Raw genomic sequence first — 12489 nt, forward strand, 5'->3', positions numbered from 1 at the left:
ATTTATCTTACGATAATTAATATTTTTTAAAATAAAAAAGCTCCTCATAACGAGGAGCTTGAACCTTGATTTGGGGAAAAAAGGGTTATTTGATGATTATCTTTTTACTTAAATCACCTTTTGTGGTGTGTACCTTTACAATGTATGCTCCGGTACTAATGTTAGTTACTGGAATTTTAACTTTACTTTGATCGTTTTCACTGACATTCCAAGATCTTATGGATTGACCTAATATATTGTAGAGTTCAACAGATTTGATAGTTTCATTCATCAAATTATTATTGATATTAATCATCGCGTCATTACTCGTAAATGAAATAACGACTTCCTGACTTAAATCGAAATCATTGATGTCAAGCGCTGTGTTAGAAAAACGTAACGAGAAACGCGTGTCATAAATTCCGACAGGAAGGTTGATTTCAAAATTGCCGCTTCGGATATCATGATACTGTTCAGTAACACTGTCATAGATGTAGATGTTCTGGCTGGCGTCAAAATTTTCCGTGGCGTCTAGCGTGAATTGTACAGTACCTTCCATACCATTCTTAAGACTTAACGGCAGCACTTTATGAGCATCATATGCGCCGACACCTTGAATTACTAAATTTTGTCCCGGAATCGCAAAGTATAGATCATTGGGTTGTGTGTCAAGTTGTGAAGCATCATAACCGATGTCAAAAGCATCTGTAGCAAATTCGTTCATGAAACCTAACAGAATCTGACGGTGGTAATTATTCACAGAATTGAAACCGATCCTGATCTTAGAGAAACTCTGGGTTTCGACCATGCGGTCTTCATGATTGTCAAATTGTTTGTCGATGATGGACAAGTCCTGATTGCTTTGTCTGAACATCACATTTGAGGTCGGATCATTTTCTTTCACAAAACTTCTTTGGTTGTTGTTGAAAGTGATGGTGCCGCCTGTCCCGCTTCCGTAGACTAGGAAACCTTGCCCTACAGGAATATACCTGCTCGGTATTCTAGTGCTTCCGCCCGAAGTGCTGACTCCAGTTGGAGAAACCGGAGGTGTTCCGCCCACAAGATTTCTCGCGGCATAACCACCCTGATAATCTAAAAGATTGTGCGAAGTGTTGGTGCCGAAATGTTCCCAGAAATATAATGTTCCCGTAATCGAAGCGCTGTTGGCCATGATAAACGCATCAGCATCAAGCGCTGAAGGATAAGGATTTCCGCAAAGATTTAAATTGCCTCCAGCTATTGTAGTAGTAATTGTACCGTTGTTTGGTTTGCCAACAAAGGTATAATTCTGCGAAGCTGATCCAGATCCCGTACCTTTCATCGTAAATCCTTGCGCCGCTTGTAAAGTACCGGTATCTCCAACGGCTGACCAGTTTGAATAAACCGGAGTCAGGTTCTGGAATTTAAAAATCCAATAGCTGCTGAGTGTAATTGGTGAAGTAGGAGCGCCATTATAACCTGCTGACCAAGTAATATTCTGTGGGTTGTTCGGATCAGTTCCGTCACGTAATACGCTGCCAATGGTGAAAGCATTGTTGTTCGATGTCGCATTGATAGCACCTACAGGCGAAGACCAATAGTTGTAGTTGAACTTATTCGATTGCCCTTGCTGGTCTCTTTCGATGGATCCTGCGCTGGTGACATCCAGATCGCTGTTGGCAGTCTGAATCAATTGTGATCTTCCCTGAAGGTCGATTTTTCCATCGAGTTTTAAATACCAGTCATTTTGGATTTTGGTATTGTTGTTCATCGTAACGGTAACACTCGGATCTACAAACATCGCCAGATCGGTTGCGTTGGCGGTTTCCGTGATATTGTGTTTCACCTGAACGATAGAATAATCGTAATCGGTCGCATCGAGTCCGCGAATGTCTTTACTCGGATCGTTTATTGCCGTAGCAAAAGTTCCGGTAGTGCGGGTTACGAAAGGCATTGGCGCTTCCTGTACTTTGATTACTTTGTGGTTGTATATTTTCATTCCGGTTCCGGCGTCAATAGCAGCCGTTGTAAAATCATCAATGATGTCATCTTTGTAAGCGTCCATTTTGTAATATCTCAGCAAGTTCGCATAAGGCAAAGATTGAATGTCTTTAGGAACAATCGCACCTCGGACTTGACCTGCTGTATTTTGAATTTCCTGATAAACCATGCGTTGCACTTGAGCATCCGTCAAGGCTGTATTGAAGATTCTCACTTCATCGATTTTACCTTTGAAGTATTTAGTATTGGAACTCGGGTCTTTTCCTAAAGTCAATAAAGACGCATCAGCTGCAATATTTCCTGTAGCAGGCGTACTGATAACTTGCACGCCGTTCAAATATAATTTTAAGAAACCACCGCCATAAACCGCGGCTACATGATACCAACGTGAGGCATTTAAATCGAAATTGTATTTTAGAATGGTGGAGTTGACCACTGCTTCCAATCGGGCACCACTAGTGATACGCATCTGGAATTTATCCTGTCCGACGACAACACCATCAGAAGAGAAAGCACTATTCAAATCGATCCAGGCCATTAACGTCGCTTCAGGCAAACCACCTAGAACACCGGTTCCTTGACCGTAATCGTTTCTTCCGTCGAAATCTAAAAACAGTTTTCTGTTGAGGTTTCTTGGAGAACCTACCGCTGCGGTATTGGTGTCGAAAGCATCGAGAATTCCATCGCGGTCAATATCCGTCGAGCCGTCAATTTTTCCGTCGTTGTTGGTGTCTAAACTGCCATACAAACCGGTTTGGATGTCATTGATTCCGTCAGCATTCGAATCTAATTGTAAGTAATCGGGTACGCCGTTAGTATTCGTGTCCTGTGCATAAGCTCTGGCCACGGTTCCGTAGGCTGCTGAATTGTCGTAAAGATTTAAGATTCCGTCACGATCGGTATCACTGCCATCGCCTTTTCCGTCGCCGTTGATGTCTCCATCGCCGTTGGCAAGCCCAGCTTCATCGACATCAAATAAAGAGTCATTGTCGCTGTCTAAATCCAGATAGTTGGGAATTCCGTCGCCATCAGTATCCGGGATAGCGTAAGTTCCGGCTGAAATTAAGGTGTCTATGTAATCGTTCATACCATTGGCATTGGTGTCTCTCCAGTTTGCCGCGTTGGTTTTATCAAAAGTCGAAGTGTTGTTGCTGTAGTTTTTGAAACCGGCTTCTTCGATATCCGCCACGCCATCGTTGTCGTCATCAAGGTCAATGATGTTGGCCATACCATCGCTGTCTGTATCTACACAAGCCTGGTTGATGGTGATTTGAACATCATCTATAAAGTTTCCGATGGACGCACTTCCTGATGCCGTATATCCAGCCTGAAAAGCCAGTACGATTTGAGTTTGCCCCGCAGGAATGATATAGGTTCCTGAGTACAATCCCCATGCACCCGTACCGTCAACCATAGTAGCAATCGGCGTATTGGTTTGCGCATCGGCTAAAGTGGTTCCGAATCTTACGAAAGCCTGATCGACACCGGATCTTCCCCGGTGCTTAATAGACCAGGTGATGGTTCCTGAAGCGCCATTCAAACAAAATGTTTGGTATAAAGTACCGGCAACATTCGCGTTCAATTCCGCAAATTGATTTCCTTGTGCTGCGTCGACTCCGTTGAATCCTGTACTCCAGATTTCAATCAGGTTTTCAGGGGAACTCTGCCATCCTGTTACATTGGCAGCGGGCATGATGCTGTATGTTGTTGCCCCTAATATAGGGCTGGTCACTTCAAAACTTCCGTTGGTGAATGGGTCGGTCAAACAAGTTCCGCACTCGATCACATCCGTGATTCCGTCGTTGTCATCATCGCTGTCCGTTCCGTTGTTCACGCCGTCTCCATCGCTATCGATATTGACACCGGTCGCAATGATGCTGAAATCATAGGGATTTTCATCGCTGTCATTATTTGCAATGTTCAATGTGGCTACACGGACACCTACGCCAAGTGGAGAAAACGTTACCGTGAAAGTCGTTGAGCCGTAAGCTGGAATGGTTGAAACAGGCAAAGTGGTCACTGCAAATTCAGTGGCGTTCGGCCCAGAGAAACCAATACTTCCTATGGCCAACGGAACATTTCCGGAGTTTTGGATGGTGTATGTTCTTGTAAAAGTGACGTTGCTGAAATCAGTCCAGTCGGCTGTGGTTGGTGAGTTGTCGCCATCGGTAATGGTTACGGCATTTCCCAGAACCGTTATTTCCTGAGCGATTCCGGTTCCTTGAATGGAGAAATCGTATGGGTTTTCATTGTTGTCGTCATTATCAATAGAAATTGTTGAGGTTCTCGTTCCTCCCGCTGTTGGGTTGAAAGCTATCGTAAATGTGGTAGAACCACCGGCAGCTACAGTAGCCGAAGGAGCGCTTGTAACGCTAAAGTCTGAGGCATTGGCACCAGAAATCATTACTGTTCCCAAATTTAATACGGCTACTCCAGTATTTCGGATCGTGAAAGTTTTTGTGGTCAAGGCTGAACCAAAATCGGTCCAGTCGGTTGTTGATGGCGTAGTATCACCATCAGCAATTGAAGTCGCATTGCCCTGAATATCAATTTCAGGATTGTTTACAGTAGCTACCACTGGCGTTCTTGGTGTCGAAGAGCAACCGCTCAAAGTCATGGCTGAAGCATAGTAAGTAGTAGTTACTCCAATTGATGGTGTTGTCCAGCTGTTTCCGCTTCCTATTGGCCCGCCACCGCTTAGTGTGGTATACCAGAAAACCCCGCCTGATGAACAGGTTGCACCTAACACCACTGTTCCCGTATTAATTCTTGAACCCGGCGTTGAACCGGTTATTGTCGGTAAGGCATTTACTGTCATCGTTAATGCATTCGATGTAGCAGGTGAAGCAATGACACAAGTAGCATTGGAAGTCATTACACATGTAATCACATCGCCGTTGGCCAAAGCTGAAGTGGCAAAAGTAGTACTGTTGGTTCCTACACTCACACCATTTTTCTTCCATTGATAGGAAGGTGTTGTTCCACCATTGGTTGGCGTTGCCGTAAAAGTTTCTGTATTGCCCGCGCAGGTTGTTGTAGCGGTAGCAACGATGCTTACACTTGCTGTAACATTTGGCGTGATGGTTAGTGTTTTGGTTGAAAAGATGGTTCCGCAAGGCGCATTTCCGGTTACGTTTAACCTTAAAGTTACGCTACCGGAAGCAATATCCAATGTGCTAGGAGTATAAGTGCACAAGGTTAATGAACTAGGATTAGTAAATATTCCCGTGCCACTTGAAGCCCATGAAAAAGACGTGTAACCGCTTGCGCTGGCACCAGCAGTTATGTTTACTGCGCCGCTATTGGCACAAGTAGTTACATTCGTTCCGGCGATAGATGTTGGTGCTGTAATTAAAGTGGCCACAACTGCCGTTCTGCTAGCGGTTGTGCAACCATTATTGGTAGCATCGACATAATATGTTGTTGTTGAAGTTATACTTGGAGCGAAAGAAGTTCCGGTTCCAATACTTGCCCCGCCTGTCGCAGCAGCATACCAGTTGATGGTTCCGGCACTTGCCGTAGCGCCTAAAGTTGCCGTTCCGGCACCACATATTGTTGCAGGACTGGTAGTGGTGATGGTTGGCGTAGGGTTATAAGTTCCTGTTAAAGGCGAACTGACATTATATACTCTGCAACTGCCTCCACTGTTATAAGCATATATTCTATAGTAAATATTGCTGCAAGTCGCTCCGATATTATCTGCAAACGTAGTTGTCGATTGACCGCTATTTATTGCAGCAACTGTCCACGCTCCGACGGATTGTCCTACCGCCAATGAAGCCATGTTGGTTGGATTGGTTGTGGCGGGAACAGAAGCAGCGATAGCTCTTAAAATAACATAGCCACTAGAAACGCATTGCGTAAATGATCCGTTTATTGTAGTTCCGGAATTACTCAAAACCAATGAAGTGGGTTGACTTGGAGGCGCAGTCGGACTTATAGTACTTGCCGGAGAAAGGATAGAACCTCCTGTATTGGCTACATATAAATATTGACCTGTGTTTCCAATAGTACCTGAATTGCTAAACGATCCGGTAGATCTTAAGCTGTTACAATTGGAGCCCACGCCACCAACAATTGAATTGTTATTGGTAATACTTCCGGCAACAACAGCACCGGTTATGGTTAGGGTTGCGTTATTAGTTAGACTACTGGAAAGGGTGGTAGTACCTCCCAGAGTAATGCTTGAATTGGCGGTAATGCTACCGGCATTGAGCGTTCCATTGTTTACAAAAGGGCAGTTAATATTGGTACTACTGCCAAGAGTTATAGTTCCTGTGAGCGCATTGGTAAAATTGCATCCGCTATTAAAATTTAAATTGTTGACGTTCTGAAATGTTCCGTTATTAATGATGGTCCAGTTGCCATTGTAATTTGGAGCAGCAGAAGGATTGTACGTAACACCGGTGCCGATGCATAGTGTATTCCCGTTGAAATTATTCAACCTACCTGTAAAAGTTCCAGTTCCAGTGATACAAATGGTTGTGCCCGCAGTAACGCTGTAGGTTAAATTGTTTGGTACTGTGATGTTCAAAGTGCATCCTGTACATTGGCCGTAAACGTCTTTGCAATTTATCATCAGTAATGCAATGACCGTAAATTTAAGTAGTAAGTTTTTCATAATCTTTTTCCCCCGAAAAAATTGTTAGTGATATAAATATTTAACGAGCCAAAAGTATCTTAAGGGATTTGAATTACAAAATTTTTAATCGATTAAATACATAAAAAATCGATAAAATGCATTTATTTGAATATTAAGTAAGGTAAATATTACAAATATAATTTTTTATTTGAGATTTCTTTCTTGATTTTAGCACCGGATTGGTTTTTCAAAACTTCAATTTTGAAGATTCTAACAGAATGTAAGTATTGTAGAAAGTAAAATTCACAAAGTAAAAATGAAAATAAAGAGGCTTCATTTAAAAACATCAATGGACTAATGTTTTATCACCAAAAAAATCAGCATAAATAGCAAATGAAAAAGACATAAAAATAAAAAAAGCCCTAAGTACAAATACTTAAGACTTCATTTTTGTAGCGAGGACGGGAGTTGAACCCGTGACCTCAGGGTTATGAATCCTGCGCTCTAACCAACTGAGCTACCTCGCCAGATTTCGGTAAATGCAATACCGCAATGCGGGTGCAAATATAAAACTTAAATCATAGGTTGCAAATTTATAATGAGAAAAAAATTATTTAAAAAAATGCTTTTTTATTGTGCTATTATTATATATATTTCCCAAAAATTAGTACCCAACAATGGAATTAAAATCACGCTACGAACTCGAATTTCCCATCAACTCATCGCCTCAGTTGTTATATCAGTATATATCAACGCCTTCGGGGCTGCAGGAGTGGTTCGCGGACAATGTAAATTCGAGAGGCGAATACTTTACTTTCATATGGGATGACTCTGAAGAAAACGCCCGTTTGTCCTCAAAAAAAACCGGAGAGAAGATTAAATTCCGTTGGATTGACGAAAATAAAAAAGACACAGATTATTTTTTTGAATTGCGAATCCTAGAAGACGAAATCACTAAAGACGTATCCTTAATGATTGTCGATTTTGCCAAAGAAGACGAACTTGATGAGGCTAAATTATTATGGGAGAATCAGATATCAGACCTTAAACATGTTATCGGTTCGGTATAATATTTACTGAGAATACACTTATATTTGCCCTAATATTAATTAGGGTTTTTTTATGGTCAATTACAACGGAATGCTCGTTTCTTCTGAAGAACAATCGTGGTCTAACAATCGGAGTTTTCTCTACGGAGACGGTGTTTTCGAAACCTTAAAAATAAGAAACCAAAAGATTCTTTTTCTTGAAGACCATTATTTCCGATTAATGGCGAGCATGCGAATCGTGCGCATGGAAATTCCAATGAACTTTACGATGGAGTTTTTTGAAGAACAAATTTTAAGCACCGCAAAAGCCAATCAATGTGCTGATTCCGCTAGAGTTCGTATTACGATTTACAGAAATGAAGGCGGTTACTATTTGCCCGAAACTAATCTTGTTAGCTATATCATCCAGTCAAATCCATTAGAAAATTTAGATTATTCTTTCGATGCGATTCCTTATGAAGTCGATTTGTATAAGGATTTTCACGTTTCGAAGCAATTGCTGTCGACGATCAAAACGACCAATAAGATGGTTCATATTACAGGAAGCATCTTTGCGAAAGAAAATGGTTTGCAGAATTGCCTGCTGTTAAATGATGAGAAAAATGTCGTGGAAGCCTTGCAGGGAAACCTGTTCATGTTAATGGATAACAAACTGATTACGCCACCAATTTCCGACGGTTGTTTGAATGGCATCATGCGAAAAAAGGTCATTGCGTTATCAAAATCAATGGAAAATATAGAAATTCTAGAAGTTTCGATTTCGCCGTTCGACCTTCAAAAAGCCGATGAACTCTTCATGACTAATGTCGTCAAAGGCATCCAATCCATTACAAAATACAGGAAAAAGGAATACGGAACAGATTTAGCGCAGCAACTATCCGAGAAACTCAACGAATCAATCCGGAATTAATTCAACAAAGGATTTTCAGGCGCATTCGACCAAATAATGTAATCGCCGCCAAGTTCTAAGATTTTTTCTTTCCAAAAATCAGTCGTTGATTTGCCGATAATTTTGTTCTCATAAAGATTTTCAGCCAGAATCCAGGAATTCGATTTCATTTCATTCTCCAATTGCTGGGCTTCCCAACCGGTATATCCTAAGAAGAAACGGATATTATCCTTTTTGACCTGTCCGGTGTTGATGAGGTTTTTGGTCAATTCGAAATCTCCACCCCAAAAAATACCGTTCGAAATTTCGACGCTATTGGTAATCAAATGCGGTATGTTGTGAATGAAATAAAGGTTGTCTTGTTCTACTGGCCCGCCATTGTATATTTTAAAGTTGGCTTCTACATCGGGAACCAAATCGTTGATAGTGTATTTTAAAGGCTTGTTGATAATGAATCCGACAGAACCTTCGTCATTGTGATCGGCTAATAATATCACGGAGCGATTGAAAGATAAATCTCCAATTATAGAAGGCTCAGCAATCAGCAAATGTCCTTTTTTTAATTTTTCTGATATCATTAGAATCGCAATTTTGATTAAATTTAGTAATAAAATTTTTAAATAAACAAATATATTTCGCTTTAAGTAAAAAAAAAGTCCCCAAAAAGGAGACTTTTAATTTATATTTTATAAACTTTTATTAGTTTACTGAACCTTCTAAATCTGCACCAGCTTTGAATTTAACTACATTCTTAGCAGCAATTTTGATTGTTTTTCCAGTTTGTGGATTTCTTCCGTCTCTAGCAGCTCTTTTAGATACTGACCATGATCCGAAACCTACTAAAGATACTCTTCCACCTTTTTTCAAAGTACCACCTACATTACCTAAAAATGATTCTAAAGCTAATTTAGCAGCTGCTTTTGTGATTCCTGCGTCAGCAGCAATAGCATCGATTAATTCTGATTTGTTCATAATAATAGTTATTAATTGTTGGTTAAACATTATGTTAATTGAAACAAATTTAAAAGGAATTCCTTACTGCGCAAGACATTTGCCGTGTTTTTCACCGATTTGTTGATAAGTCGATTGTTTTGTTGATAAAGGAAGTTGTTTTTGTCGGTTTTATTCTCACTCCAATGGCGGCGCAACTTAACAAGCGTAAGCATTTTCTGAAAACGTCATTCCGTTAAGTAATTCTGCCGTGGTCATTTTTTTCTTTCCGGGAAATTGTAAAGCCATGATTTGGACATATCCGTCAACCACCGCAATTTTTATTTCTTTTTTGGTAGTTGTTATTTTTCCAATTGGTCCATCATGTTTTTCTGGAATGAATTCGGCTTCATAAATCTTAATATTCCATTCTAGATCGCCATCTTTAAAATAGCACCAGGCCGCAGGATAAGGCGAAAGGCCTCGAATGAGATTGTGAATTTCATTTCCGGTTTTATTACAATCGATTTTACAGTTTTCCTTATTGAGTTTGTAGGCGGTTTTCAAATCTTCAGATTCCATTTGAATTTTGGTCTCCAAATTTCCGTTTTCAATTAACGCCAAAGTTTTAACAACTGTTTGACTTCCGAGTGCCATCAAACGGTCGTGTAATTGTCCGGCATTTTCATTTTCAGCAATCGCAATCTCGGCATTCAGAATCATCGCGCCTGTGTCAATTTTATCATCAATAAAAAAAGTAGTCACACCAGTTTTAGTTTCCCCATTAATAATCGCCCAGTTGATTGGAGCCGCACCGCGATAATCGGGCAGGAGCGAAGCATGAAGATTAAACGTTCCGTACTTCGGCATTTCCCAAACGACTTTTGGCAACATTCTGAAAGCGACAACTACTTGAAGATTGGCATTCAAAGCTTTCAATTCCGCTAAAAAAGTTTCATCTTTTAGATTGGTTGGTTGCAATAAAGTAAGGTTGTGTTCAAGCGCATATTCTTTGACCGCCGAATATTTTATTTTTTGTCCGCGACCTGCCGGTTTGTCTGCAGCTGTAATCACACCGACTACATTATAATTGTTTTTCAATATCGAATCCAGAATGCCGACGGCGAATTCGGGCGTTCCCATAAAGATTATTCTCAATGCTTCCATTATTTTCTTAAAGTGTATTGGTTGTTGGGTTTGAGAATGATGATCTCGTTTTCCAGCAACATTTGAAGCGCAAAGATAATGTCCTTTGAGGCAAACGGCACTACTTTTTCAATTTCCCTCGAATTTAAATCTGCAGTTTTTAAAACCTCAAGAATTTCTTTAACCACCAAATGAATGTCGGTTTTGGTTTTATTTTTCGAAATGCAATACGAGCAAATGCCACAAGGTTTTGAATCTTTTTCGCCAAAATATTCCAGCAACAATTGGCTTTTGCAGGTGTTTTTGTCATTCACATAATGCAAAACCGATTGCAACTGATCGACTTTCAGCTGGTTCTGATGTTCGAGATATTTCGCAATGCGGTTGATGGTTTTCTCGTCTTCGCGGACTTCATTAAAAATCAGAACCGCATCATTATTTTTTGAAGTGTAAGCAATGATTTCCTTTTCTTGTAATTTCTTCAAAACCTGACTCACTTCCGCTTCACTATGATTTGATTTTTTCGCAATTAAGGCCATATTGAAAGCCGTCGGCATGTCGTAAATTCCGGGATAAGTTCTGAGAATCGTTAGAATGATTTCTTCATCGTTCGGATTCAAACTTGTATAACGGATGACTTCTTTCGACGGAATCAGGAATTGCATCGTGATCTTTTCCGAGAATTCCTGCGATAAAGTCACAATACCTTGCCGGTCTAAAAACTGCATCGCATTGTACGCTCTCAAAGTCGGAAATCCGTATTTCGAGCAAAAGGTGTTGAGGTTGAATGAAAAGACTTCGTTGATGCCTTCGCCATAAGCAATGCGGAAATAGTTGCAAAGTTTCACATACACTTCGAGCAAGAATTTCCTGTCGGGCAAAACATGAATCGATTGGTCTTTCGCCTGAAAAATATCCGACGGACTACTCAATAATACCGCAAAAGCTTTCTCGCCATTTCTTCCGGCGCGACCGGCTTCCTGATAATAATTTTCGAGATTTTCGGGAAGCTGCATGTGAATGACGGTTTTGACATTCGCTTTATCGATGCCCATTCCGAACGCATTCGTAGCGACGATTACCTGCACTTCTTCGTTCATCCAGAGTTGCATATTTTTGTCTTTCTCTTTCGAAGTCAAACCGCCGTGGTAAAAAGTAGCTTTAAACCCTAAAGTCTGCAATTGCTGTGAAACATCCAGACAAGATTTGCGGTTGCGTACATATATAATGGAAGGCTCGGGATTTTTACGAAGAATCTGCTCGGCGCGGAACAATTTATCTTCGACTTCAAAAACCATATAAGCAATGTTTTCGCGTGCAAATGATTTTCTGAAAACGGCAGGATGTTCCAAACCCAATTGGGTGATGATATCGGCTTCAACCCTTGGCGTGGCTGATGCGGTCAAAGCCACAAAAGGCACTTTTGGGAAATGGGTTTTGAGCTGTGAAATTTTGAGATAAGACGGTCGAAAGTCATGCCCCCATTGCGACACACAATGCGCTTCGTCAATCGCGATAAGATTTATAGGCAGGTTTTTGATGCGTTCCAGAATCCAGTCTGATTGCAAACGTTCGGGTGAAAGGTAAAGAAATTTGTAATTTCCGAACTGGCAGTTGTCAAGCAAGTCGATCATTTCTTCGGTTCCGATACCGCCGGTCAGGGCAATGGCTTTGATGTCGAGTTTCTGAAGGTTGGCGACTTGGTCTTTCATCAAGGCCACGAGTGGAGAAATAATCAATCCCATTCCCGGATTCATCAGTGCCGGAATCTGAAAACAAACCGACTTTCCGCCGCCGGTGGGCATCAGTGCAAAAGTATCTTTTCGCTCAAGAATCGAAGTGATGATGGCTTCCTGAGGCGCTCTAAAGGTTTCGTGTTTCCAATATTTTTGGAGGATTTGTATGGCTTCCGACATTCGCTATAGGTATAAAAT

General features: G+C 40.9%; 7 protein-coding genes and 1 tRNA gene. 2 read left to right on the forward strand and 6 right to left on the reverse strand.

What is annotated here, in order from left to right; translation table 11 throughout:
* Positions 1-85 precede the first annotated feature (85 nt).
* A complete protein-coding gene (locus Q0058_RS12125) occupies positions 86-6580 on the reverse strand; it encodes a choice-of-anchor D domain-containing protein (RefSeq protein WP_298224298.1) in 6495 nt (2164 codons plus the stop codon).
* A 414-nt stretch (positions 6581-6994) separates the two neighbouring features.
* Positions 6995-7068 (reverse strand) — tRNA-Met (locus Q0058_RS12130).
* Between the two features lie 150 nt (positions 7069-7218).
* Between Q0058_RS12130 and Q0058_RS12135 the strand changes: the two genes are divergently transcribed.
* Positions 7219-7611 carry an START-like domain-containing protein gene (locus Q0058_RS12135; protein ID WP_298224300.1) on the forward strand — a complete coding sequence of 131 codons (393 nt, stop codon included), beginning with the start codon at positions 7219-7221 and terminating at the stop codon, positions 7609-7611.
* A gap of 52 nt (positions 7612-7663) precedes the next feature.
* Positions 7664-8500 (forward strand): aminotransferase class IV, encoded by an 837-nt coding sequence (locus Q0058_RS12140; RefSeq protein WP_298224302.1) that lies wholly within the window; start codon positions 7664-7666, stop codon positions 8498-8500.
* On the opposite strand, the gene Q0058_RS12145 is transcribed toward Q0058_RS12140, so the two are convergent.
* The 4 genes from Q0058_RS12145 to Q0058_RS12160 all read right to left on the reverse strand — a co-directional run bounded on the left by Q0058_RS12145 (position 8497) and on the right by Q0058_RS12160 (position 12471).
* Positions 8497-9057, reverse strand: coding sequence for a YqgE/AlgH family protein (locus tag Q0058_RS12145; protein ID WP_298224304.1), 561 nt, complete (start codon positions 9055-9057; stop codon positions 8497-8499). The genes Q0058_RS12140 and Q0058_RS12145 overlap by 4 nt on opposite strands.
* Positions 9058-9178: 121 nt before the next feature.
* The gene (locus Q0058_RS12150; protein WP_298176651.1) at positions 9179-9451 is read right to left on the reverse strand and encodes an HU family DNA-binding protein; all 273 of its coding nucleotides are present in this window, start codon (positions 9449-9451) and stop codon (positions 9179-9181) included.
* A gap of 177 nt (positions 9452-9628) precedes the next feature.
* Positions 9629-10576, reverse strand: a complete 948-nt coding sequence (gene fmt, locus Q0058_RS12155) for a methionyl-tRNA formyltransferase (protein ID WP_298224306.1) — start codon at positions 10574-10576, stop codon at positions 9629-9631.
* On the reverse strand, positions 10576-12471 hold the full coding sequence (locus Q0058_RS12160; protein ID WP_298224308.1) for an ATP-dependent DNA helicase RecQ: 1896 nt from the start codon (positions 12469-12471) through the stop codon (positions 10576-10578). The genes fmt and Q0058_RS12160 overlap by 1 nt, the downstream gene beginning before the upstream one ends.
* Positions 12472-12489 lie beyond the last annotated feature (18 nt).

Origin of the sequence: Flavobacterium sp. (genome assembly GCF_027484705.1) — a bacterium.
Classification (GTDB): Bacteria; Bacteroidota; Bacteroidia; order Flavobacteriales; family Flavobacteriaceae; genus Flavobacterium.